Genomic DNA, 25,240 nt, shown 5'->3' with positions numbered 1-25,240 from the left:
CTATGAAGAAAATTCGTAAGGCTGTCATACCGGCTGCCGGCTTCGGCACCCGTTTTTTGCCGGCGACGAAGGCTACGCCGAAGGAAATGCTGCCTATCGTCGATAAGCCGACGATTCAATATATTGTAGAAGAAGCCCTGCAGAGCGGCATCGAAGAAATCCTGATCATCAGCGGCCACGCCAAGCGGGCCATCGAGGACCATTTCGATACGAATCCGGGCCTGGAAATGCATTTGGAAAGCCACGGGCAGGAGTCGCTGCTGAAGATGGTCCGCAGTATTTCGGAAATCAACATCCACTACATCCGGCAGAAGCACATGCGCGGCTTAGGCGACGCTATCTTGTGCGCCCGGTCCTTTATCGATGACGAACCCTTTGCCGTCCTTCTCGGCGACGACGTCGTATACAACGAAACGAACCCGGCTCTGCGCCAGATGATCGACATTTATAACGACTTAGGCGCGACGATTTTAGGCTGCCAGGAAGTGCCCTTGGAGAAGGTATCGTCCTATGGAATCGTAGCCGGCGTTCCCGTCGAAGGAAAGAATGTCCTGCGGGTTACGAATATGATTGAAAAGCCGTCTATCGAAGAAGCGCCGAGCCGTACGGCCGTCCTGGGCCGTTACATCATTACGCCCGACGTCTTTGAAGTGCTGGCCCGCACCGAGCCGGGCAAAGGCGGAGAAATCCAGCTGACCGACGCGATTCAGACTATGGCGTCGCGCGAAGCCGTATACGCCTACTGCTTTGAAGGCAAACGCTACGACGTAGGCGACAAGCTGGGCTTTTTAAAGGCGACGGTCGAGTATGCCCTGCGCCGTCCCGATTTGGGCGAGCCCTTCCGGAAGTATTTGAAAGATTTGATGACAAAATAAATGGATGCGTGAAATGGAGAGTACCAAAAGGGACTCTCCATTTTTTTGTTCAAATTTCAATATTAAATAAAATAATTATTATCAAAAATATTTACATCAGCCTTCATTTGATATATAATAAATGAGTAATAAGTATCAGTTTCTATTTACGAAGGAGAGGTTGGCTATGTTTCAGAACAGCGATTTTTGGATTGGCTTAGGTATTGGCGTCGTCGCCGGCGTATTTGGGTATAAACTGCTTACAGAACGGGAGCAGCAGCTGTTGGCCCTGCAGCAGCCGGCAGCCGGGACGGTTACGGCCGATGTGCCTTTGGCTGAATTACAGCGTCAAAAAGAAGAATTGGAAGACTTGATTGCGGCGCAGGAAGCAGCGGCAAAATAAGAAGCGTTATAGAAAAGACTGTCGCCATGGCGGTGACGGTCTTTTTTACACTGGTAATCATTGATAAGAAGGGACGGCTTACTCACGTGCTTCCTGTATCGAAATGGGATTTTATCATCCGCGCTGTGCGCATTTCATCGTATCTTCCGGGGCGCATCCGCTTGTACAGCCGCAAGCTGGTCGGCAATGCGGAGCTGGCCGGAAAGATATATGCCTATGTGGCCAGCTATAGGGAAATTGATAAGGTAGAAATCAATATTGTTACCGGTTCCGTGCTGATTTTGTACAGGCCGCAGGCGCTGCGGAGCAATGCCGAATTGGCCCGGGTGGAACAGTATATCATGAACCATGCGGAAAGGAGAGGTTGATTATGTCTTATGCTTCCGGATTTATGTTGGGAGCTTCTATCGGAAAGGCGATTCATAACATGGTGTCCGGCGGCGGATTTTCTCCAGCCGGAGGAAGGGGCAAGGGAATGGGAAAACAGGCTGCCAATCCTCCCTATGCGGCTCCGGCTATGCCTGCCGCGCCTGTCAGACCGAATATACCGGCTTTTGCCTGTGTATCTTCTACACGGGGCCGACGCCGATATCGGGCTGCCGCATTAGTGCAGAATCAGCCCCTGGCCGAGCTTCTGCAGCAGGCTCTCGGCAGTTTGCCGGCGGCGCGGCGCGTGGAAGTCAATGCGGCGACAGGGAGTATTCTGGTATGCTCGGATAATGAAGGGGCTCTGGATGCGTTGGAACGTTATTTAGGGGAACGTATTTTTCCCGCTGTTCCGGCTCCGCCGTATGTGCCGGCGCCTGTGCAGACGAAAACGGCTGCGTCGGCTTATACGGATGTGCTGTATGAGACGCTGAATTTCTTGAATTCTGCCGTATCGCAGAAGACGGCCAACGTCTTTGATTTGCGTTCCCTCTTGTCTCTCTTTTTGGCCGTGCGGGGCATGCGCAAGATGATCGGCCAGAATCAGCGCCCGTCGGGACCGCAGATGCTGTGGTGGGCTACGTCGTTGATGAGGGGGCGGAGATAAGATGTATACGTGTTGTACCCTGCCGCTTCACAGCGTGCTGCCCCTGCGCATGCGCTCTATCCTGAGCGTCAAGCTGCGCCAGATTCCCGGCGTGGCTGCCGCCTCGTCTGACGAGCAAAAGCTGACCATATACTACCAGGGGAAGGTGGATCTGCGGATTATCCGCATGTTGGTCCGCTCCTTTGAGCAGAAATACGGAAAAGCTAAGGAAGATAAAAAAGAATGGGACGTAGCGGCATACCGGCGCGAAGCCATTATTTCTGTCGGCGGCTTTATCGCCATGAATATTTTACGCAAAACGAATCCGGAATTTTACGACGGCATTCTCCTGTTCCGGCGCTTGTTTACCTTATTTATCGCCCGGCGGTTTATCCAGAACGGCGTCATGGGCGTTATCCGGGACAAGCAGGCTAATGCCGATACGCTGACCGCTACGGCTGTGGCCGCGTCCGTCCTGGCTGGCAAGCCCGAATCGAGCCTGACCTTGCTGGCCCTTTCCAATGGAGCGGAAATGCTGACGGAATATGCTGCCGAACGGGCGCGCCGCCAGATTTCGGGCCTCTTGAAGCTGGATCAGCGGGACGTATGGCTCGTGGAAAATGGCCGGGAACGAAAGGTCCCTGTCGACTCACTGAAGGTAGGCGATACGATTGCCGTCCATCTGGGCGAAAAGATCTGTGTGGACGGGAAAGTCGTCGGCGGGAATGCGGCAGTCAATCAGGCCTCCATTACGGGCGAATCGAATCCGGCTATCAAGCAGCCCGGGACCTTTGTATATGCCGGCAGCGTCATCGAGGCCGGAGACCTCGTCGTCAAGGTCGAAAAGGTCGGCGCCGATACGTCGCTGGCCCAGATTATCCACTTGGTCGAAGAGGCGCAGACCCGCCGCGCGCCAGTGCAGAATTTTGCCGATAAGATGGCCAATATGCTCGTTCCTATTTCCTTTATCGGCGCGGCTATTGTCTATGGTGCGACGAAGGACTGGCAGCGCGTGCTGAACCTGCTGTTCATCGACTTCTCCTGCGGCCTGAAGCTGTCGACGGCGACGGCCATTTCTGCGGCCATCGGCATGGCGGCCCGCAAGGGGATTCTCATTAAAGGCGGCAACTACATCGAAAATCTGGCCGATATCGATACGGTTGTCCTCGATAAGACCGGCACGATTACCATGGGCGTACCGCAGATTGCCCATATTTCTACGGTTCCCGGCGTAGGCGAAAAGGAAATGATTTTACTGGCTGCGTCGGCGGAAATGCACTCCGTTCATCCGCTGGCCGTAGCGGTGCAGAAATACGTCAAGGCTCACGGCTGGGACGTACCGCATCACGATATGTCCGAAACGGTTGTAGCCCGCGGCATGAGGGCCTCCGTGCCTCCCTTTGAAGACTTTGCCGGCGGCGACGTCCTCGTCGGAAGCCGCCGCTTCATGCAGGAAGAAGGCGTGCAGGGCATGCCGGAAAAAAGCGACAAGTCATGGGGAAAAAATCTGCTGTTTGTCGCGCGGGACAAGCAGTATATCGGCTGCCTGACGATTGAAGACCCGGTTCGCCCGGCTATGAAGAAAACCCTCAATCAAATGCGCCGCATCGGTGTAGACGAAGTCATCATGCTGACTGGCGATTCCAAGGAAGTGGCGGCAGAAGTGGCCCGCGAAATGGACATTGATTCCTATCATGCTGAAATACTGCCAGAAGATAAGGCTAATTACGTCATGAAGCTGCAGAAGCGGGGCAGCGTCATGATGGTCGGCGACGGCATCAACGACGCGCCGGCACTGGCCTTTGCCGATATCGGCGTCAGCCTGGGCGGCAACAAGACGGATATAGCGGCTGAATCGGCAGCTATTACGATTCGCTCCGAAGATCCGGGAAAATTGTATGATGCATTGAAGATTGGCCGGCAGACCATGAAGGTCATCAATCAGAATTTTACGGCGACGATTGTCGTCAATTCAGCAGCTATGCTTCTCGGCGCGCTGGGGCGCATCAGCCCCTTATGGGCCGCAGTCATCCACAATACAGCGACGCTGGCCGTCGTATTGAACAGCGTGCGCATTCTCGGCGTGTCTCGCCGCATGGTGAAAGCGTAATTTTATCCTGACATATAAGCTCCTTTGTTCTGGGAATTCCCTGCAGTTGGTACAGTGAATCAGCTGCAGGGAATTATTTTTTATCTGCCGGGGTGGAGAAACAATTTTATCCGGAATTTTATATTTTTTTATGTATACATCACCATATTAGTATGATATACTACTGTATGAATGACGAAAGTCAGTCCTAACCATTAAAGGAGTGAAAGAATACATGTTAGAATTACGCCATGTATCGTTTTCCGTTCCCGACGAAAATGGTACGAAAAATACAAAGGAAATTTTAAAAGATATCAATCTGGTCATCGACGAACAGAAATTCGTCGTCATTACCGGCCCGAACGGCGGCGGCAAATCGACGCTGGCTAAATTAATCGCCGGCATTGAAAAGCCGACGAGCGGCCAGATTTTCTTCAACGGCCAGGACATTACGGACTGGGACATTACGAAGCGGGCCCAGAACGGCATCGGCTACGCCTTTCAGCAGCCTGTGCGCTTCAAGGGCATCACCGTCATGGACCTGCTCTGTCTGGCGGCGGGCAATAAGAAGCTCGACAAATGCGTCGTCTGTCAATACCTGTCCGAAGTCGGCCTGTGCGCAGAAAATTACATCAACCGCGAAGTGGACGCGTCCTTGTCGGGCGGCGAATTGAAGCGCATTGAAATCGCCACGATCGTAGCCCGCAAGAACACGGAGCTGGCGTTGTTTGACGAACCAGAAGCCGGTATCGACTTATGGAGCTTCCATAAGCTCATCAAGGTATTTGAAAGAATGCACGACCAGAAGCAGTCGATTCTCATCATTTCCCATCAGGAACGCATTCTCAACATTGCCGATGAAATTGTCCTCATTGCCGACGGCACGGTCCGCAAAGTCGGCACGAAGGAAGAAGTCCTTCCTGAATTGATGGACGTCGTAGGAAACTGCAAGTTTTATAAGGAGGAAGTCTGATGGATAAGTATCAAGAACATTTGCTGGAAGTCATCGCCGATTTGCATGGCATTCCTGAAGGCGCATATAATATCCGCTCGAACGGCCAGAGCGTCGGCCGCGCTTCGACGGCTCATATCGAAATCGAACCGCAGAAGGACCGTCCGGGCATCAACGTGTATATTAAGCCGGAAACGCAGCACGAAGCCGTGCACATTCCCGTCGTCCTGAGCCAGGCCGGTCTCAAGGATGTCGTATACAATGATTTTTATGTCGGAGAAGGGGCCGATGTGGTTATCGTCGCCGGCTGCGGCATCCACTGCGGCAGCGACGACGGCTCGCAGCACGACGGAATTCATACCTTCCATATCGGCAAGAATGCCCGCGTCCGCTATGTAGAAAAGCACTACGGCGACGGGGACGGCAAGGGCCAGAAGATCATGAACCCGGAAACCATCGTCCATATGGAAGAAGGCAGCTATATGGAAATGGAAACGACGCAGATTAAGGGCGTCGACTCGACGAAGCGCGTCACGAAGGCTGATTTGGCAGCCAGCGCGACGTTTATCGTCAAGGAAAAGCTCATGACCGACGGCGTGCAGTTTGCCGAAACGGAGTTTGAAGTTGAACTGAACGGCAAGGATTCCAGCACGGATGTCGTATCCCGCGCCGTCGCCCGCGGCACGTCCCATCAGATTTTCCGGGCCAAGGTCATCGGCAATGCCCAGTGCCACGGCCATTCAGCCTGCGACTCCATCATCATGGACGACGCCAAGATTTCGGCGATTCCTGAGCTGACGGCCAACGATACGGACGCGGCCCTGATTCACGAAGCGGCTATCGGCAAGATTGCCGGCGAACAGCTGACCAAGCTCATGACGTTAGGCCTTACGGCAGAAGAAGCGGAAGAAATGATCATCCAGGGCTTCTTAAAATAATAGGCGCAAGAGAAACCAGTCTTTCCCCATTAGGGGGAGGCTGGTTTTTGCATAGGCGGAAAGAGTAGGCAAAGGGCGGGAAAATAGTGTACAATAAGGAGAAAAAGGAGGGGGACGGCATGAACGGAGAGGCGGCGTTTCGCCGATATGCAGACTTTGACGCAATACTGAATTCTATTTACTGCGCGATTTTTATCGTCCATACAGACGGCCGCGCCGTATACCGCAATGGAGCGGCTGACGAGCTCAAGGCGGAATTAGGCGTGACGGAGGATGAGCTTATCGGCGCGCTGGAGGCGCAAATCGACGTCGTACATGGGCAGGGGCGCTTTGCCGTCGCAGTAGAGGGGGGCATGATTATCTGCCATCTCCTGCCCTGGACCCAGGCCGGTCAGCGGCAGGGCAGCATTATCGTCGCCCATATATCGGGGAAAGAGCGGTGCTCCGCCCAGGAATTGGACAACGTCATAGACGTACTGGAAGAAATCGACGCTATTTTGGAGGTCGTCGCCGACGGCATCGTCGTGGCCGATAAAAACGGCGTCATCATCCGGGTCAACAAGGCCTTGGAAACGACCTTCGGCATCAAGCGGCGCGACGTCTTGGGGCGGTCTATGGAAATACTTGACCGGGAGCATTCCGTCTGCGGCGAACTGGTCCGCAAGATGAACGAAGACCCGAAGCGCATCGTCGTGTCGGGAACGTACAAGCAAAAGGAGCTCTTGTGCACCGGCGCGCCCATATTCGACCGGCAGCACCGCCTCAAGACCATCGTCATCAGCATACAGGACATGTCGGCTCTCAATACGCTGCGCAAAAAGCTGGAAGAGCAGCGGCTGTACACGAAGAGCTATATGCGGGAAATATCCTTGTTCAACGGCAGCGGCGGCCCCATCGTGGCCCACAGCCCGGCCATGAAGAAGATACTTCATCTGGTGCACGTCGTCGCCGACGTCGAGTCCGTCGTATTGATTACGGGCGAGTCGGGAACGGGGAAGGAAGTCGTCGTCAACGAAATTTATCACACGAGCCGGCGAAAGGACAAGCCTTTTATCAAGATAAACTGCGGCGCCATCCCCGACACCTTGTTCGAGTCGGAGCTGTTCGGCTATGAAAGCGGCGCCTTTACAGGTGCGCGGCGGCAGGGCAAGGTCGGCTTTTTCGAGCTGGCCAACAAGGGAACCCTGCTCCTGGACGAGGTGGGCGAGCTCAGCCTGGCAGCGCAGGTCAAGCTGCTCCGTGTCATACAGGAAAAAGAAGTGCAGCGCATCGGCGCGGCCAAGCCGGTCAAGGTAGACGTCCGCCTGATCGCGGCGACGAACAAGGACTTGTGGAGTATGGTCTGTCAGGGGACGTTCCGGCAGGACTTGTATTATCGCCTCAACGTCATTCACATCCATATTCCGCCGCTGCGGGAGCGGCGCGAGGACATCATCCCCCTGGTCAACTATTTCCTGAAATATTTCAATGAAAAGTACGGCAAGGAAAAGGAGATTTCTCCGGAACTGTACCGCTTCCTCATGCGTCAGGACTGGCCGGGCAATATCCGCGAGCTGGAAAACGCCGTCGAGACGATGATCGTCCTGCCGTCGGAAAACAAGCTGACGCCCAGCCATTTTGTCGGCAAGGGAACGGGCGAGGATTCCGGGGCGGCCGTCAAGGTGCAGCGTCTCGTGCCGTGGAAGCGGGCCGTAGAAGAAATGGAAAAAGAGCTGCTGATGCAGGCGTACCGGGAATACCGCTCGACGCGGGCCATGGCGAAGGCGCTGGAGATAGACCAGTCAACGGTCGTGCGGAAAATGAAAAAATGGGGCGTCGGCTCCCATGAAAAGGATAAAAACGATGCAATATAGCATAGAAGTGATGTCAACGCGCATCGGTTGGACGAAAGCGGTACCATCATGGCATCGGCAATAAGCAGTAAGGATATCGGCATACAGGCGATGTAAATATACATCGCACTGGATGCCGATATGTTTTTAAAGGCCCGTATTTACGCCATTTGCAGCTTTTTTGTATTTGGCATATTTATTTCATATATATTTGTGAAAGATCCATCAGGTATAGGATAGTGTATGAAATATGAGTCCAGCGAAGGAGGGGTTTGGTATGTTAATGACTAAACAACAATTCCAAGACAGCATTCGCGCCAGAAAACCGATGAACGTATGGTTCCTGGGAGAGAAAATTGAAGACGTTACGACCTATCCGCCCTTGGCGGCCAGCTTCAACGCTATCTCCAAGATTTACGAACTGCAGCATCGCCCGGACTGGCAGGATCTGATTACTGTTCCGTCCCATATGCTCGACGAACGGGTCAGTATTTACAACGCTCCCCTCCGTTCGGCAGAAGACGCGAACCGCAAGACCAGAGCTGCCAGAGCGCTGGCTGAAGTTATCGGTTGCTGTACGCACCGCTGCACCGGCTCGGAAGCATTTGCCGGATTAGGCCCTGCGTGCTACGACATGGACCACGACTTGGGTACCAACTATTTTGAACGCTTCATGAATTTCCTGAAATACGTACAGCAGAACGACTTGACCTGTACCGTTACGGTAACGGACGTCAAAGGGCTGCGGACGGCGCCGCCTCATGCGCAGGCTGACCGCGATTCCTACGTCCATGTCGACGAAGTCCGCGAAGACGGCATCGTCATCAGCGGGTTCAAGTGCAACCAGACGGGTATCCTCTTCGCTCATGAAATCGTCATCGTCCCGACGACGAACATGAAGCCGGAAGACAAGGACTTTGCCGTTGCCTGCGCTGTTCCTGCCGATACGCCGGGACTGACCTTTGTTTTAGGTCGTACGCCTCAGGATAAACGCTTCTTTGAAGTCGAAGGCGATATCGAAGGCATCGACTTGGGCAAACAGTATGCCGACCATCAGGCGCTCGTATACTTCGATCACGTATTCGTACCGAATGAAAGAGTATTCCTCTGCGGCGAAACGCAGTATGTAGGACGGCTCCTGAGCTACTTCACGGCAGTCCACAGATTGACGGCCGGCGGCTGTAAGGCCGGCGGATGCTCGGCTCTTTGCGGCGCGGCAAGTCTGTTGGCCGATATGGTCGGCGTGCAGAAAGCCGGTCATATCCGGACGAAGCTCACGGAAATGGCAATGACTGCTGAAACGGTTTACGGCCTGTCCATTGCTTCGGGCGTAGAAGGATTCCAGCATCCCAGCGGCTTCTGGATTCCCAACCCGCTCATGTCCCATACGTGCAAATACACCTGCACGAAGATTCCCTTCGACGCCGTTCGGTACGCCCGCGATATCCTGGCAGGCTTCGGCGAAACGGCTCCGTCCGAACTGGATATGAGAAATCCCGAAGTCGGCGAACTGTGCCAGAGAGCCTTCAACCCGGGCAACCCGAAATACAACGCCTTCGACCGTCTGCGGGCCAGCCGCTTCATCGAACACATGGTACGCGGCTCCAACTGGACGGCTATGGCCCTCCACGGCGGCGGCAACCAGGAAGCGTCGACCGTCATGGCCAGAATGTATACGGACTGGGAATACCTGAAAGGCCTCGTAAAAGTTGCCACAGGCATTGAAACGGACGCGCAGAAGGCCGAAGAATTTATCGACACCATCGGCAAGCGCCAAGGCCGTATCTGTACGACTCTCGATTTGCCGAAGGTTGAAAGCTAAGGTTTTCGCAGCAGATCAGGAGAATAAGACACCGTAGTGTAACCTAAGCAGCACATAGTAAAAAAGTATACTCCTCGCATGACTGGGGGAGTATACTTTTCTGTTTAGGCAGCTTTGCGGTAGCGCATATCTTCTGGATATACGGGACATGCATTCAAAATATAAAACTACACCATAATGGTATTGATTGAGTTGACAAGCCGTGCTATAATAATATAAACGATAATTACTATACGTTGATGGTACTGCCTGCCTGATGCAGGCGTGACATATGAGAAGGAGTGAATGATCATGAAAATAGAAGAAGGTACGATCTTATCGATTGAAGAAGACGGCCTTGCCGAAGTAAAGGTCGGCCGCCATTCGGACTGCATGGCCTGTGGCGCTTGTCCCGGCGCGGAACACATCGTCGTCAAGGCGCTGAATCCTATCGGCGCGGAAGTGGGGCAGCACGTCAAATTTGAAGTGCGAGAAGTCAACATCGTCATTGGAGCCTTTGTCTGCTTTATCATGCCCCTTATCGTCGCCGGCCTCGGAGCCGTCGCCGGTCACTGGATTGGCCTTTCCCAAGGCATGGATGCCATGCAGGCTGCGATTGTCGGCGGTATCGTCGGGTTTCTTATCGGCGTTGTCGGCGTCAAGCTGTTTGACCGGTCCTTGACGAACGATATCAACGCCAAGCCGAAGATCATCGAAGTCTGCCGCTAACTATTTCATCATACTGCGTAAAAATCCGTATGGGACGACGTGTTCCATACGGATTTTTTTTGTATCAGTTTGTCAGCGAATCTTTCAGCTCGAGCTGCGTGCCGTCTTGCAGCTGGACTGAGGTAATGGAAATGCGGCTCTGCAATCCTTCCAGCGTCGCCGTGCGGAGCAGCTCGGCCTGGGCCGGAACGGCGGCGTTCAGCCGGAACTGGCTGGTATGAGCTTTGCCGTCGGCGTAGATGGCTATGCGTATGGGCGCGGAGAAGAGGACCGACGAGTCGGCGCGGCGCAGCTCGTACAGGCCTTTGGCTTCCCGGAGGGTTTCCTTGCCCTGTGCGGACAGCTTCGGCGTGTATTGGATGCGCAGGTATGTATCCTGCTCCGTGCTGCCGCGAACGACGGAAGCGGAGAGGCTTGTAATCTGGACGAGGGAATCGATGCGCTGGGAAACGGGCCGGTTGGCCGCTGCCAAGGCTGCTTCAGAGGCCTGCTGCAATTCCTGTACGACGGCGTCCGGGTCGGCAAAGGCGACGACGCGCCACTGGCGGGCCGATACCTTTTCCAGCTGAAAGGTAATGGGAATCGACGCTTGCAGCGAATCGTTATAAAAGGAGGCCGTAAGCTGGGCGTAGCCCGAGCCGTCCTGGCGGCTCCACGACGATGATTCATAGCGCCAGTCCGAGGCGGGAAGGAGCAGGCCCGCCTGGTTTCCCATGTCGGCAAGGACCTTTCGCGCGTTTTCCAGCCGGGCTTCGTCTGAATCGCCGGCGAGGAGGGTCTGGCAGGCGTGGATGAACTCGCCTTTCACGGGCAGAAGCAGGGCGCGGGACGCCGCTGTTTGGCCTTGCTGCCGGCGAATCAGGCTGTCGAACAGCTGGCCGGCCAGCGCGTCCTCGTCTGCTGAGAGGGACAAGGCTTCGCTGTCACCGTCCTGGGCGGCGGCGACGATACGGGAAAAGGAATACTCCGGCGTAGCCTTGTATATCGTTTCATAGGACAGGCAGGCTGTGCCAATGCAGGCGACGGCCGCAGCGGCGGCTGCCAGTATTTTTATATCCGGTTTGGGAATAGACGATAATTTCATAGCCATTTCCTTCTTTGCATAGAATGCGGTACGGCTCTCATTATAGCATAAAAAAGGAAAAAACGTCGGTTTTCTCGAATATAGTTAAGAGAACAAGCGTTATACGGAAGGATGTGACCAGTTGTGATTACGCTGCATGACAAGACAAACGGCAAGACATATACTCTCAAAGAAGGAACGACGCTGCTGCAGCTTTGCTCCGAGCATTATGGCGACGCGGAGCCCCGCATTGCGGCGGCGCTATATAATAATGAATTTGTAGGCTTGCAGACGAAGGTGCGGGAAGACGGGGATATTTCCTGGTTTTCCATGGCGACGCTGGAAGGCAATCAATGCCTCGTCCGCACGGCCATCATGCTGCTCGTGCGGGCTGTCAGCGATTTATACCCGCAGGGAAAAGTGTTTGTAAAGCACGCCCTGCGCAAGTCGCTGTACTGCGAGCTGGATATCGGCCATACTGTGACCTATCGGGACGTCGAATCGATTAAGCGGCGCATGCAGGAAATCGTCGCCCAGGACGAGCCTATTACGCAAGTCGTCCTCAGCGCGGAAACGGCTATGGACATGTGCCGCAACCGCCATATGGAACGGGAAGCGGAGCTGCTGCGTCACGTCGGCCTCAAGAACGTCATGACCTATCAGTGCGGCCAGGTCTTCGATTACTACATGGGGCCTATGCTGCCGAGCATGGGCTACTTGACCTGCTTCAATCTGCGTTCTTACGCGCCGGGCGTCATCTTGGAAACGCCGAAGGTAGATAATCCCAATGAGCTGCCGCCGTACAAGGAAATTCCCAAGATGGCCCGTCTGTTTTTAGACGCAGAAGAATGGGGGCGTATCGTCCGCTGTCAGTATGTTTCTGATTTAAACCGCTATATTGCCGACGAAACGATTCAGGATATCGTCGATATGGCCGAAGCGCTGCAGGAAAAAAAGATGGCTGAAATTGCCGATTACATCGTCCGCCAGCGGCCGAAGATCAAGGTCATCCTCATCGCCGGCCCGTCGTCGGCGGGAAAGACGACGTTCTGCAAGCGATTGACGACGCAGCTCCGCGTCGTAGGGCTGCGGCCCGTCAAGATATCGCTGGACGATTACTTTTACAACCGCGAGGACACGCCGAAAAATCCCGACGGCAGCTACGATTTCGAATCCCTGCGGGCAATCGACATCCCCTTGTTTAACCAGCAGATCGACGAACTGCAGCAGGGCCGCGACGTCTGCCTGTCCCGCTTTGATTTCGTAAGCGGCAAGCGTTACTTTGACGAAAAGCCCGTCCATCTGGAGCTGGAGCAGCCCATCGTCGTCGAAGGGCTCCATGCCCTAAACGATTCGCTGACATACATGCTGCCGCGGTACGAAAAATATAAGATTACCCTGGGCGTACTGACGCAGATCCGCATCAACGACCACAACCGCATTTCGACGGCCGACACGCGGATTATCCGCCGCATGGTACGGGATCAGCAGTTCCGCAACCGCGGCCCTCTGGATACGATGGACATATGGGCTGACGTGCGCCGCGGCGAAGAAGTGAATATTTACCCCTATCAGGAAGACGCTGATACGATTTTCAACACGGCCCTGCCGTACGAGCTGTCCGTGCTGAAGCCCTACGCCGAGCCCCTGCTGCGCTCCATTGACAAGGAAAGCTCCCATTATGCCGAAGCGCAGCGGCTGCTGAAATTCCTGAACCCCTTCAAGGGACTGGATGCGTCCGTCGTTCCCAGCAATTCTCTCCTGCGGGAATTTATCGGCCCTGAACGGAAACAGCCCTGACAGAACGGCGGGATTCCGGCTTTTTCCGGCCTTCCGGCGATTCCCTAAAAATATATTGACAAAGCATTTACAGATAGATATAATAGTAAAGTCGAGGTAGAAATATGAAACTACAAGTCGAAGAAGCACTAAAGGAGGAAGGAAGGAAAGTTCCTTTTTCCTTTCAAAAGCCGGCTGCCGATTTAGGTGATGTAGACGCTTTTCCTTGGAAAAACCATGTTGTGGCTGTGGAAGGCGCGTTCTGGTCCGATGGCACGCACATCGTCGTCAAAGGAACAGTTCGTACATCCGGCATGTATGCATGCAGCCGCTGTCTGATGCCGGTATCGGTGGATCGGAATGCAACACTGTCTGAAGTCTATGGTACGGAAGCAGAGCTTCCTGATGACGTATTGCCTTATAACGGGGAATACATCGATTTGACGGAGACAATTAGAGAAACGTTGATCCTCAGCGAGCCCATGAAGGTGTTGTGCCAGCCTGACTGTAAGGGCCTGTGCCCGCAGTGTGGCGCAAACTTGAATGAAGGACCCTGTAGTTGTCCTACCGACAGGATCGACCCGAGACTCGCCGTCTTGGGGGATTTATTAAAATCAAAGCACTAAAATACGTACCATGGTTTAAGGAGGTGCAGAACATGGCAGTACCAAAGAACAGATTGTCCCAGACTCGTCAGAAAATGCGTCGTGCAAACTGGAAGCTGACAGCGCCGGGTTTCGTTGAATGCCCGCAGTGCCACGAAGCAGTAATGCCCCATCATGTATGCCCCACTTGTGGCTTCTATAAGGGCAAACAGGTTGTTAACAACACAACAGCTGAATAAGAGTATGAAATAAAAAGAGCGTCCGTAAGGGCGCTCTTTTTGGCAATGCCATGGAAAATACGGCGGCAGCTCTATGACGGGCAGGCCGATTCATGGTATAATAAACGGTACAGCTTGCGTAGTGAAAGGAAGGATATTCATGCGGGCTATGGGAATAGACCCGGGAACGGCCATCTGCGGCTTCGGCATCGTCGACGCCCAGGGAAGCCGTCTTACACCGGTTACATACGGAACAATTCAAACGACGCCGGACCACAGTGACGGCGAACGCCTCGTGACTATCTTTGAAGGGCTGAACGAGCTGTACGCTAAGTATAAGCCCGATATTATCGGCGTAGAACAGCTGTTTTTCAATCGCAACGTCACGACGGCCATTACCGTCGGCCAGGCCCGCGGCATCATTCTCCTGACGGCGCAGCAGGCCGGCATTCCCTTGCTGGAATTTACGCCGCTGCAGGTAAAGCAGGGCGTGACGGGCTACGGCCGGGCGACGAAGGAGCAGGTCATCGATATGACCATGCGCCTGCTGGGCATTCGCGAGAAAATCAAGCCGGACGATGCGGCCGACGGGCTGGCGATGGCCATTTACGCCATCTATTCCAGCCATTCGCAGCGTTTGAAAAGGACGGTGCAGTTATGATTGGGTATGTCAAGGGGATTGTGACGCATATATTCCGCGATTCCTGTTTTGTCGACGTCCACGGCGTCGGCTACCGCGTGTCCATTCCGGCGTCGACGATGGACAAACTGGTGCTGAATCGGGAAATCACCTTGTTTACGTATATGAGCGTCCGCGAAGACGCCATCGTATTATATGGATTTGCCACGCAGGATGAATACGACTTGTTCATGCTGCTGATTAGCGTAAACGGCGTAGGGCCGAAGGTGGCCTTAGGCATTCTGAGCGCCGCCAGTCCCGACGGGTTCCGCCTGGCCGTGCATCAGAAGAATATGAAGGTACTGACGAAGATGCCTGGCATCGGCAAGAAAACGGCGGAGCGCATCGTGCTGGAGCTGCACGATAAAATCGGCCCAGTTGGAGACGGCGCGGCGGCCGCTGAAGACGGCGGCCTGGAAAGCATGCCTCAGGGCATTGCCTCGGACGCCTTGGCGGCGCTGACCAGCCTGGGCTATTCCTCCCAGGAAGTACTTCCTGCTATTGAAGCCAAGGCTGGCCAGTGCCGGACCGTAGAGGAACTGCTGAAAGCCGTATTGCAGGCATTGGGAAGCAGGAGGTAAGACGTGGAAGAACATCGCATTGTGGAGACAGGCCCGATTGCGGGAGATTCCTGGCAGTACAGCCTGCGTCCCCACTATTTAAAAGAATATATAGGACAACAGAAGGTTAAACAGAACTTGGAAGTCTTTATCCAGGCGGCAAAGCTGCGGCAGGAAGCGCTGGATCACGTGCTGCTGTACGGCCCGCCTGGGCTGGGCAAGACGACGATGGCCGGCATCATCGCCAATGAGCTGGGCGTCAACCTGCGCATTACGTCGGGGCCGGCTATCGAGCGGCCCGGCGATTTGGCGGCTCTGCTGACGAACTTGCAGGAGCGGGACTTGCTGTTTATCGACGAAATACACCGCTTGTCCCACAGCGTGGAAGAAGTGCTGTACGCGGCGATGGAAGACTATGCTCTGGACATCGTCATCGGCAAGGGGCCAAGCGCCCGGTCGGTGCGCATCGACCTGCCGCCCTTTACCCTCGTCGGCGCGACGACCCAGGTCGGACGCCTGGCGCCGCCGCTGCGCGACCGCTTCGGCGTCATCTGCCGGCTGGAATTTTACCGGCCCGAAGAGCTGGTGCTGATTATCAAGCGGACTGCCGATATTTTGAACGTAGAAATCGACGATGCCGGCGCGTTGGAAGTGGCGCGCCGCTCGCGGGGCACGCCGCGAATTGCCAACCGCCTGCTGAAGCGGGTCCGCGATTTCGCTCAGGTAGCCGGCGAGCAGACGATTTCATCGGCTTTGGCCGGAAAAGCCTTGGACCGGCTGGAGGTCGACGCCTGCGGCCTGGACCGGACGGATCGGCGGGTCTTGCAGGTCATCATTGAAAAATTCGGCGGCGGCCCTGTCGGCCTCGATACGATTGCCGCGGCGATCAGCGAGTCCGTCGACGCCGTCGAAGACGTGTACGAACCCTTCCTCATGCAGCTCGGATTTTTGAACCGCACGCCGCGGGGGCGGGTTGTAACGGAGGCGGCTTACGCCCATCTGGGATTGCCGTCGCCGTCGGAAGGCAAAGGCTCTTCGTTATTTTAGGAGGTATATATGGCGAAAACCTTAATTTTAATCGGCGCGTTGTTTATTGCGGCAGGCTTTGTCTGGCTGGCGCTGGAGCACATCGGCGTAAGCCGTTTTTTAGGCAACCTGCCCGGCGATTTGAATTTTACGAAGGGAAACGTATCCTTTCATTTCCCCATCGTAACCTGCCTCATCATCAGCGTCGTGCTGACCCTCATTCTGAATATATTTTTCCGTCATTAACAGGAGGGAAGACCTATGATTAAAACGCGACTACTTCGCGTCCTCGCCGCGGCGGCATTATTTGTCTGCCTGACGGCGACGGCTTTCTGCGCCGGCTCGGACCAGACGCTGCGCATCGGCATCCGTGAAGGGAGCAAATCTGTATCCATCATCGGAACCCAGGGGGCGGCCGTTTATAAAAACGGTTCCTTGTGGAAAAAGGTAGGGGCGAACAAACCGGTTAAGGTGGAACTCAAGGGAAAAGACCTCGTCGTCAACGGCTCGAAGAGCAAGGGCGCCGTGTCGGTACGGCCCTTGAAAAAGGGCGTCGTCAAGCTGACCGACGGCTATTCGTACCGCGGCTCCATCGAGTGCATGCAGCCGTCGAAGGCTTCGGGGATCACCGTAGTCAACGTCGTGCCCCTGGAGCAGTATTTATACGGCGTCGTCGGCAAGGAAATGTCGCCGTCGTGGAGCTCCGAAGCGCTGAAAGCCCAGGCCGTCGCGGCCCGGACCTACGCCGTGTATCATAAGAACTCCTTCCGAAACAAGGGCTTCGATATGACCGACGACACGCGCAGCCAGGTTTACGCCGGCATCAACGGCGAATCGCCGTCCATTATCAGCGCCGTCGACGCGACGAAGGGCGAAATCCTGACGTATAAGGGCAAGCCCATCGAGGCGATTTTCTGCGCCACTGCCGGCGGCTGGACGGAACACAGCGAAAACGTGTGGGGCAATTACGTGCCTTACCTGCGGGGCGTCGTCGATAGAAGCGAAAAGATGCCGTCCTACAGCTGGACCGTGACGACGACGCCGGAAAAGCTGGCGGCGAACCTGAAAGCAGCCGGTAAAAATGTCGGCAAGATAAAGTCCATTACCTTGTCGCCCTTGGGCAAGCGGCCCATGGACGTGTCCGACCGCGGCGTATCCGGCCGCGTCCTGTCCATGACGATTCAGGGCTCGTCGGGAAGCGTCAGGCTGACGGGCAACGCCTTCCAGTCCATCATGGGACTGAAGAGCACCTTGTTTGACATCTATCAGGGGACGGAAAAGAAGCAGAAAGACAGTAAGAAAGAGAATAAGAAAAAATCGTCCCGCAAGACGACCTTTAAAATTAAAGACAAGAAGCCCATTACGATTTACGGCTTCGGATGGGGCCACGGCCTGGGGATGAGCCAGTACGGCGCATACCAGATGGCCCAGGAACAGAAAAACGCCAAGAATACGTACCGCAAGATACTGCAGCATTACTATACGGGCGTAAAGCTTGACAAGATAGATTAAGGAGACAGTACGTTGAAACTCAGTGACTTTTATTATGATTTGCCAAAAGAATTGATTGCCCAGCACCCGGCAGAGCAGCGGGATCACGCCCGCCTCATGCTGTACGACCGGCAGAGCGGGGCTGTGGAACACAAGCATTTTTACGATTTGATCGACGAGCTCCATCAGGGCGACGTCCTGGTATTTAACGATTCCCGGGTCATCCCGGCCCGCCTGTACGGGAAAAAGTCGCCGACAGGCGGCAAGGTCGAAGTGCTGCTGCTGACGCCCGTCGGCGAGGATACGTGGGAAGTGCTGGTCAAGCCGGGGAAACGGGCCCTGCCCGGGGCGGTTATCGAGTTTCCCGAAGGCCTGACCTGCCAGATACTGGACCGCACCGACTTCGGCGGCCGCATCGTCAAATTTGAATACGACGGCGTATTCGACGATATTATCGACAAGATCGGCGAAATGCCCCTGCCGCCGTACATTCACGAAAAGCTGGAAGATCCCGACGAATACCAGACCGTATACGCCCGCGAACGGGGCTCGGCGGCGGCGCCGACGGCAGGGCTCCACTTTACGGACGAGCTGCTGGAACGCATCAAGGCCAAAGGCGTGGAGTTGGTTTTCGTTACGCTGCATGTCGGTCTGGGGACGTTCCGGCCCGTAGAAGAGGAAAACATCGAAGACCACGAAATGCACAGCGAATTTTACAGCATTACGGAGGAAGCGGCCCAGACGATTAACCGGGCGAAGGCTGAAGGCCGCCGCATCGTAGCCGTCGGCACGACGTCTATACGGACGCTGGAAAGCGCCGGTACGACGGGCGTGCTGCAGGCCGGGTCGGGCTGGACGAATATTTTCATCTATCCCGGCTACACCTTCCACATCGTCGACGCGCTGGTCACGAATTTCCACCTGCCCGAGTCGACGCTCCTCATGCTCATCAGCGCTATGTCTACAAGAGAAAAAATCTTAAAGGCGTATGAAATTGCCGTACAGGAAAAATACCGTTTCTTCAGCTTCGGCGACGCCATGTTTATACGATAGGAGGACACGACGTTGGTTATTACTTACGAACTGCAGGCCGAATGCGACGGCGCCAGAGCCGGCATCCTGCGCACGCCTCACGGAACCTTCAAGACGCCTATGTTTATGCCCGTAGGCACGCAGGCGACGGTCAAGACCTTGTCGCCGGAAGAGCTGTACGACATGGGCGCCCAGGTCATCCTGAGCAATACGTATCACCTGTTCCTGCGGCCCGGCGAAGACCTGGTCAAGGAAGCCGGCGGCCTGCACAAGTTTATGAACTGGAAGCAGGCTATCCTGACGGACAGCGGCGGATTTCAAGTATTCAGCCTGGGGCAGATGCGCAAGATTACGGAAGAAGGCGTAACCTTCCGCTCCCATTTGGACGGCTCGAAGAAATTTTTGTCGCCGGAAGTGTCCATGGACGTGCAGATGGCTCTCAATTCCGATATCGCCATGGCCTTCGACGAGTGCATCCCGTACCCTTCGGATTATGACTACACCCTCCATTCGACGGAGCGGACGAGCCGCTGGGCCAAGCGCTGCCTGGACCACCACCATAGCGACACGCAGGGCTTGTTCGGCATCGTCCAGGGCGGCATGTATGCGGACCTGCGCCGCAAGAGCTGTGAAGAATTAGTAGACATGAATTTTGACGGATATGGCATCGGCGGCTTGAGTGTTGGCGAATCTAAGGATATAATGTATGATATACTAGATCATACGACGCCCTACCTGCCGCAGACGAAAGCCCGGTACCTCATGGGCGTCGGCACGCCGGACTGCCTCGTCGAGGGCGTAGCCCGCGGCGTAGATATGTTCGACTGCGTCTTCCCGACGCGCGTAGCCCGCAACGGCATGGCCATGACCCATACGGGCCGGCTGACCGTGCGCAACGCAAAATACGCCAGGGATTTCTCGCCCATTGAAGAAGGCTGCGGTTGCTACACGTGCCGCAACTATACGCGGGCCTATATCCGCCATCTCTTCAAAGCGGAAGAACTGCTGGCGTACCGCTTAGTCAGCATTCATAATTTGTATTTCCTGCTGCAGTTTATGCGCGACATGCGCCAATCCATTCTGGACGGCACGTTCCGCCAGTTCCGGCAGGAATTTTGGAAGCGATATCAAGATGCATAATATTTCGTATCTTGCATATATACCATATCACTAAATGTTGGAGGTGAATACAGTGGACATGATGGAACAGTTAAACGCCTTTTGGCCGATTATCCTCATGGTAGTCATTTTCTATTTCATGCTTTGGCGTCCGCAGAAAAAGCAGCAGAAACAGCGCCAGGAAATGCTGAACAGCCTGAAAGCAGGAGTTAAGATTATCACTGCCGGAGGTATTTACGGCACGATCGTATCTCTTCACGACGAATATCTCGTCATCCGCGTAGCCGATAAGGTAGAAATCAAGATTACGCGCAACGCCGTCAACCAGGTCTTGGGAAAGCAGGATCGGTCGGAAGGGAAGAAATCCAAAAAGGCGGAAAAGAAAGCTGATCCGAAGCCTGTAGAAAAAGGGGCGGAAGCAAAACAGGCCGACGCAACGCCGGCAGAACCGAAGGCTGCCGAACCAGCACAGGCTGAAACAGCAGCTCCGGCTGAAGAAAAGAAAACTGAAGAATCGCAGGACGCGAAGTAACACCTTTGAAAAGCCATGAATGACCGGCTCCGCGCCATTTCTGGGCGGGCCGGTTCATGGCCTTTTTGCATGGGCCGGCGAAGGCCGGGCCTTGGGGAAGCATGACGAAGCAGACGGCGGAACGCCGCCGTTTATAGTATAGACTACTGTATTTATAAGAGGAGGGAAACCTGTTGCGGACCCGTAATATGATAAAGTTTTTTGGGGCGGTCGCCATTATATTGGGCGTGTTCCTGACCTTCATTTATCCGCTGGCCAACTCGATTAAACAGGGCCTGGATTTGCAGGGCGGCACGCATATCGTCCTGGAAGCGGAAGATACGCCCGATGCGCCAGTCACGGAAGACTCGCTGAACCGCGCCGTCTCTATCGTCGAACGGCGTATCAATGAAATGGGCCTGACGGAACCGCTGGTGCAGAAGGAAGGCGCCCGCCGCATCATCGTTGAGCTGCCCGGCGAAAAGAATCCGGAAAAAGCCATCGAAACGATCGGCAAGACGGCCGTCATGGAGTTTAAAGACGAAAGCGGCGCGACGCGCCTGACCGGTAAGGATTTGAAGACGGCGAAAGAACAAATCGAAAACGGCAACCAGAACGTTGTCGCCATTGAATTTACCGATGAAGGTGCCGACAAGTTCGCCGATTTGACGGCGGCTAATGTAGGCCATAAAATCGCCATCCTGCTGGACGGCGAAGTATTGACGGCTCCTGTCGTCAACGAACCGATTACCGGCGGCAAGGCCGTCATCACCGGCAGCCGGACGCTGGAAGAAGCTAAAAATCTGGCCATCCTGCTCCGTTCCGGTGCATTGCCTGTCAAGCTGAAGGTCATGGAAGTGCGGACTATCGGGCCAAGCCTGGGCCAGGACTCGAAGATTAAGAGTGAAAAGGCCTTTGCCATCGGCATCGTCCTGATCATGATCTTCCTGGTCGTCGTATACCGCATGTCCGGCATCGTCGCCAACGTAGCCCTGCTGGTATACGTCCTGATCCTGCTGTCTATTTTGAAATACCTCGACGCGACGCTGACCCTGCCCGGCATTGCGGGGATTATCCTGTCCATGGGCTTTGCCGTCGACGCCAATATACTGATCTTCGAGCGATTTAAGGAAGAAGTGCTCGTGGGGAAGACCTTGCGGACATCGATGGAGGCCGGGTTTAAGCGGGCCTTCCATACGATTCTCGACGCCAACGTATCGGTTATGATCGCCGCCATCGTCCTCATCGTCATGGGGGCCGGTACGGTCAAAGGCTTTGCCGTCAACCTGGCCTTAGGCCTCATCGTCAGCATGTTTACGGCTATTATCGTCAGCCGTTCCCTGCTGACCTGGTTCATTAATACGAATCTCCTCACCAATCCGTGGTTCTATGGATTGAACCGCAAGGTGCCGGAACACATGCTCAAAAAGGGGGGACGGAAATGAGTTTTGATATTGTAGCCCATAAGAAATGGTGGTTTACCCTGTCGTCCGTCCTGGTCGTCCTGAGCGTCATCTCCATCTTTATCAACGGCTTTAACTTCGGCATCGACTATACGGGCGGCACGATTTTGGACTTGCAGTTCAAGCAGCCCGTTACGGTAGCCCAAGTGCGCGAAGTCATCGACGACTCCAATATGAATTTGGAAAACAGCGTTATCCAGCTGTCGGGCGTAACGGATCAGGAATCGTCTCAGGAAGTGATGATCCGCATGCGCAACCTGGAAAGCGACGAAAGCAAGGCCATTTCCGATCAGCTCAACGAAAAGTTGGGCGGCGCGGAAGTGAAGCGTATCGAATCGGTCGGCGCCGTCATCGGCTCGGAAGTCACGAAGAATGCCGTGACCAGCCTGGCCGTGGCCTTTATCGCCCTGGCGGCCTATATTTCCTTCCGCTTTGAGTATAAGATCGCCATTTCGGCTATCGTATCCATCCTCCATGACTTGATCATGGTATTGGGCTTTTTCTCCTTCTTCCAGCTGGAAATCGACGCCTCCTTCCTGGCGGCTATCCTGACGGTCGTCGGCTATTCCATGAACGAAGCCGTCGTCATTTTCGACCGCGTCCGCGAAAACACGAGGACCCACCGCCGCACGGATACGTATGAAAAACTGGCTCACGACAGCATTTCCCAGAGTATCCACCGCAGCATCTACACGCTGACGACGGTACTCTTTGCCTGCGGGGCCCTCCATTTCTTCGGCGGCGAATCGACGAAGAACTTCTCCCTGGTCATGCTCATCGGCTTCATCAGCGGCGCCTACTCGTCCATCTGCGTAGATACGTCCCTGTGGGTCGTATGGAAAAATTATACGGCAAAGAAGCACGGTTCGAAGCGTGTTGTTCATGAAGAAAAAGAGGAAATAGAAGAAAATTAAATATACACGGATAACCAATGGTAATCCATTAAAGCATTATAGGTTAGGTATAAACCAGTACCAATGTAAGGAGTTCTTACATTGGTACTGGTTTATTTTTTGTGATTTAAGCAGGTGATTTATGTGCTATAAATGATGGAATGTAAATGGTTTTTATGAATAAAATTATGAATAAAATGCATTTCATTTGTTGAATGATACTAATAAAATATATTCATGATTAAATATTGACGTTTTATGTGTAGCGTGCAATAATATAAACATAAAAAACGTAAATACGAATTAATTCGTATTAAGAAACAAAAAAAAGGAGAGGGTAGAATGAACAACGAAAAACCTACGAAAGTGAGATGGATGGTATTTGCTTCTTTATTTGCATTATGTACAGTCAACTACATTGACCGTGCTGTTATTTCTGTATGTATGCCTGCAATTGAAGAAGAACTTCAGTTTGGTCCAGAATTGGTTGGCGTTATTTTAAGTGCATTTTTTTGGGGATATACTGTAATGCAAATTCCAGCAGGATGGTTTGCAGATAGGTTTGGTCCGGGAAAGACTATTTTAGGCTCAGGTATTTTGTGGGGCGTTTTTCAAATGATTACAGGTTGTCTTCACAGCAGTACTGCTTTTATGATTGTTCGAGCACTATTGGGAGCTTCTGAAGCCCCTATTTATCCCGCTAGTAGTAAATTACAATCTGTATGGCTAACAAAGAATGAACGGACTCGTGGAGCTGCTATTGTTGATGCTGGCTCGCCTTTGGGCACTGCTATTGGAGGTCCATTGATTGTAGCTTTCCTTGCTTGGTTTGGGGGATGGCGAGGTGCTTTAATGGGAGCGGGTATTTTGACCATCTTGGTAGTTTTATTATGTTATCCGTTTTGTAAAGCTACGCCAGATACAAGTCCAAGAATTAATGCTGCAGAACGTGAATATATAGATAATGCGTTAAAAGATGAATATAAAATATCTGGAGATGCAAATCAAAAATTATCTGTTGGATTAACAAGATATTTAAAAAGTTTTACATTTTGGGGAATGACTTTGGGATTTATTTGTTATGATTGCTTTTGGTACGGATTGATGACATGGGGACCCATGTACTTATCACAAGTTTTTAATGTCAACATTATGACAATAGGCACGTCCATATTTATCGTTTTTGGCGTTGGCGTTATTGGTGAATTATTTGGAGGATTTTTTATTGATCATCTAAAAGAAAAGGGAATTGACCCTAATAAGATTGTCAAATGGTCTTTTGGAATTTTAGGTGTTTTGATGGCTATAGCTATGTATTTCTTGAGCAATGCAACTAGCATTACCATGGCGATCATTTATTTATCCTTTGCGATGTTTTGTGAACGTTGGGTGGGTTGTACATTCTGGAGCTTACCCGCAACAATATCGCAACGAGACGATGTTGGTATCGTTGCAGGATTTATGAATATGTTAGGAAATGTTGGTGGCGCAATTGTTCCTGTTTTAGTCGGTATCATTGTTATGGCGACGGGGAACTATTATTGGGCAATCATTCTATTCTTAGCTTTTGCATTAGGAATTAGTTTCTTCCCATTAATTATGAATTTGAATAAAAAAGTAGGTGCTGATATTTTAAAAGCATAAGAGATAAAATACATTTTTCTTTCTGACCGAGAAGTAAGGGGAATGATTTGCAAATATGTAAATCATGTAAAGATATGAAAGGCGTAATATTGGAATGCGCATTTTTTAATGATTTGAAAGACGAGTGATTATAAAGTGATTCATGTGAACTGTGTATCGTATCAACTATATTTACAAGTACTCCAAACCGGTTAGTCAATAATTTTGGACATAAGGAAAAAGCTTATCGCACATGCATACTTGCATGTGCGGCAAGCCTTTATCTGTATTTATGATATTCTAATAATTTAGTAGGATGAAGATCGTTTTATGCTCATTCGGAGCTTTTATGGCAATACTATTGAAGCTGGTCAGATAAATATTTTTATGTGAATGTATTTGAGGTGTCATCTTTTTAGAAGATGGCAAGATCAAGCTTTTGTATGTTTATTTATATCAATGTATACAAAAAAGGGTATGAATTGATGAAATATCTCTTTGGTAGATAACTTGTACTAATGATATATGATGGTGAAGATGAATTTGTAAAAGATTATATTGAATCTTA

At 53.1% G+C, this 25,240-nt stretch carries 25 protein-coding genes; 24 read left to right on the top strand and 1 reads right to left on the bottom strand.

All coding sequences use genetic code 11. The features are described 5' to 3' along the window. Positions 1–2 precede the first annotated feature (2 nt). The 10 genes from galU (at position 3) to DKB62_RS02940 (ending at position 10,610) form a co-directional block, all read left to right on the top strand. The gene (gene galU, locus DKB62_RS02985; RefSeq protein ID WP_107196447.1) at positions 3–875 is read left to right on the top strand and encodes a UTP--glucose-1-phosphate uridylyltransferase GalU; all 873 of its coding nucleotides are present in this window, start codon (positions 3–5) and stop codon (positions 873–875) included. Positions 876–1,041: 166 nt separating this feature from the next. Then, positions 1,042–1,257 (top strand): 50S ribosomal protein L9, encoded by a 216-nt coding sequence (locus tag DKB62_RS02980; protein WP_087478022.1) that lies wholly within the window; start codon positions 1,042–1,044, stop codon positions 1,255–1,257. Between the two features lie 32 nt (positions 1,258–1,289). Continuing rightward, a complete protein-coding gene (locus DKB62_RS02975) occupies positions 1,290–1,625 on the top strand; it encodes an HMA2 domain-containing protein (protein ID WP_240320133.1) in 336 nt (111 codons plus the stop codon). A 2-nt stretch (positions 1,626–1,627) separates the two neighbouring features. Further along, on the top strand, positions 1,628–2,290 hold the full coding sequence (locus DKB62_RS02970; RefSeq protein ID WP_095629513.1) for an HMA2 domain-containing protein: 663 nt from the start codon (positions 1,628–1,630) through the stop codon (positions 2,288–2,290). A 1-nt stretch (position 2,291) separates the two neighbouring features. Next, positions 2,292–4,379, top strand: coding sequence for a heavy metal translocating P-type ATPase (locus DKB62_RS02965; RefSeq protein WP_107196448.1), 2,088 nt, complete (start codon positions 2,292–2,294; stop codon positions 4,377–4,379). A gap of 214 nt (positions 4,380–4,593) precedes the next feature. Further along, entirely contained in the window at positions 4,594–5,331 is a 738-nt protein-coding gene (locus tag DKB62_RS02960) for an ABC transporter ATP-binding protein (protein WP_107196449.1), read from the top strand. Then, complete coding sequence (locus DKB62_RS02955) at positions 5,331–6,248, top strand: SufB/SufD family protein (RefSeq protein ID WP_087478027.1); 918 nt, start codon at positions 5,331–5,333, stop codon at positions 6,246–6,248. The genes DKB62_RS02960 and DKB62_RS02955 overlap by 1 nt, the downstream gene beginning before the upstream one ends. A gap of 119 nt (positions 6,249–6,367) precedes the next feature. After that, positions 6,368–8,101 (top strand): sigma 54-interacting transcriptional regulator, encoded by a 1,734-nt coding sequence (locus tag DKB62_RS02950; RefSeq protein ID WP_087478028.1) that lies wholly within the window; start codon positions 6,368–6,370, stop codon positions 8,099–8,101. A 256-nt stretch (positions 8,102–8,357) separates the two neighbouring features. Beyond that, positions 8,358–9,902 (top strand): 4-hydroxyphenylacetate 3-hydroxylase N-terminal domain-containing protein, encoded by a 1,545-nt coding sequence (locus DKB62_RS02945; RefSeq protein WP_158099962.1) that lies wholly within the window; start codon positions 8,358–8,360, stop codon positions 9,900–9,902. Between the two features lie 291 nt (positions 9,903–10,193). After that, positions 10,194–10,610, top strand: a complete 417-nt coding sequence (locus tag DKB62_RS02940; RefSeq protein WP_087478036.1) for a SoxR reducing system RseC family protein — start codon at positions 10,194–10,196, stop codon at positions 10,608–10,610. Positions 10,611–10,674: 64 nt separating this feature from the next. Here DKB62_RS02940 and DKB62_RS02935 read toward each other — a convergent pair whose 3' ends face one another. Further along, positions 10,675–11,694 carry a hypothetical protein gene (locus tag DKB62_RS02935; RefSeq protein WP_107196450.1) on the bottom strand — a complete coding sequence of 340 codons (1,020 nt, stop codon included), beginning with the start codon at positions 11,692–11,694 and terminating at the stop codon, positions 10,675–10,677. Between the two features lie 123 nt (positions 11,695–11,817). Between DKB62_RS02935 and DKB62_RS02930 the strand changes: the two genes are divergently transcribed. From DKB62_RS02930 to DKB62_RS02865, 14 genes are all read left to right on the top strand, one after another. After that, on the top strand, positions 11,818–13,473 hold the full coding sequence (locus tag DKB62_RS02930; protein ID WP_107196451.1) for a nucleoside kinase: 1,656 nt from the start codon (positions 11,818–11,820) through the stop codon (positions 13,471–13,473). Positions 13,474–13,577: 104 nt separating this feature from the next. Then, on the top strand, positions 13,578–14,078 hold the full coding sequence (locus DKB62_RS02925) for a YceD family protein (protein WP_087478039.1): 501 nt from the start codon (positions 13,578–13,580) through the stop codon (positions 14,076–14,078). A gap of 32 nt (positions 14,079–14,110) precedes the next feature. Next, a complete protein-coding gene (gene rpmF / locus DKB62_RS02920; RefSeq protein WP_087478040.1) occupies positions 14,111–14,296 on the top strand; it encodes a 50S ribosomal protein L32 in 186 nt (61 codons plus the stop codon). A gap of 139 nt (positions 14,297–14,435) precedes the next feature. Beyond that, positions 14,436–14,936 carry a crossover junction endodeoxyribonuclease RuvC gene (gene ruvC / locus DKB62_RS02915; RefSeq protein WP_087478041.1) on the top strand — a complete coding sequence of 167 codons (501 nt, stop codon included), beginning with the start codon at positions 14,436–14,438 and terminating at the stop codon, positions 14,934–14,936. Next, on the top strand, positions 14,933–15,535 hold the full coding sequence (gene ruvA, locus DKB62_RS02910; protein ID WP_087478042.1) for a Holliday junction branch migration protein RuvA: 603 nt from the start codon (positions 14,933–14,935) through the stop codon (positions 15,533–15,535). Before ruvC ends, ruvA begins: the two co-directional genes overlap by 4 nt. A gap of 3 nt (positions 15,536–15,538) precedes the next feature. Then, positions 15,539–16,561: a Holliday junction branch migration DNA helicase RuvB gene (gene ruvB, locus DKB62_RS02905; protein WP_087478043.1), complete on the top strand. Its 1,023-nt coding sequence runs from the start codon at positions 15,539–15,541 to the stop codon at positions 16,559–16,561. A 9-nt stretch (positions 16,562–16,570) separates the two neighbouring features. Further along, positions 16,571–16,786 carry a DUF2905 domain-containing protein gene (locus DKB62_RS02900; RefSeq protein ID WP_087478044.1) on the top strand — a complete coding sequence of 72 codons (216 nt, stop codon included), beginning with the start codon at positions 16,571–16,573 and terminating at the stop codon, positions 16,784–16,786. 15 nt (positions 16,787–16,801) lie between these two features. After that, positions 16,802–18,052, top strand: a complete 1,251-nt coding sequence (locus tag DKB62_RS02895) for a SpoIID/LytB domain-containing protein (protein WP_107196452.1) — start codon at positions 16,802–16,804, stop codon at positions 18,050–18,052. Between the two features lie 12 nt (positions 18,053–18,064). After that, on the top strand, positions 18,065–19,084 hold the full coding sequence (gene queA / locus DKB62_RS02890; RefSeq protein WP_087478046.1) for a tRNA preQ1(34) S-adenosylmethionine ribosyltransferase-isomerase QueA: 1,020 nt from the start codon (positions 18,065–18,067) through the stop codon (positions 19,082–19,084). 12 nt (positions 19,085–19,096) lie between these two features. After that, positions 19,097–20,203 carry a tRNA guanosine(34) transglycosylase Tgt gene (tgt, locus tag DKB62_RS02885; protein WP_107196453.1) on the top strand — a complete coding sequence of 369 codons (1,107 nt, stop codon included), beginning with the start codon at positions 19,097–19,099 and terminating at the stop codon, positions 20,201–20,203. 58 nt (positions 20,204–20,261) lie between these two features. Next, positions 20,262–20,714 (top strand): preprotein translocase subunit YajC, encoded by a 453-nt coding sequence (yajC, locus tag DKB62_RS12915; RefSeq protein ID WP_331225480.1) that lies wholly within the window; start codon positions 20,262–20,264, stop codon positions 20,712–20,714. 188 nt (positions 20,715–20,902) lie between these two features. Continuing rightward, entirely contained in the window at positions 20,903–22,138 is a 1,236-nt protein-coding gene (gene secD, locus DKB62_RS02875) for a protein translocase subunit SecD (RefSeq protein WP_087478049.1), read from the top strand. Further along, entirely contained in the window at positions 22,135–23,070 is a 936-nt protein-coding gene (gene secF / locus DKB62_RS02870; RefSeq protein WP_087478050.1) for a protein translocase subunit SecF, read from the top strand. The genes secD and secF overlap by 4 nt, the downstream gene beginning before the upstream one ends. A 321-nt stretch (positions 23,071–23,391) precedes the next feature. Beyond that, positions 23,392–24,693 carry an MFS transporter gene (locus DKB62_RS02865; protein WP_095629506.1) on the top strand — a complete coding sequence of 434 codons (1,302 nt, stop codon included), beginning with the start codon at positions 23,392–23,394 and terminating at the stop codon, positions 24,691–24,693. Positions 24,694–25,240: the final 547 nt, after the last annotated feature.

It is taken from the genome of Megasphaera stantonii, from assembly GCF_003367905.1.
Classification (GTDB): Bacteria; Bacillota; Negativicutes; order Veillonellales; family Megasphaeraceae; genus Megasphaera; species Megasphaera stantonii.
The sequence above is the reverse complement of the archived record's forward strand: the minus strand, read 5'-3'. Positions and strand labels throughout refer to the sequence as shown.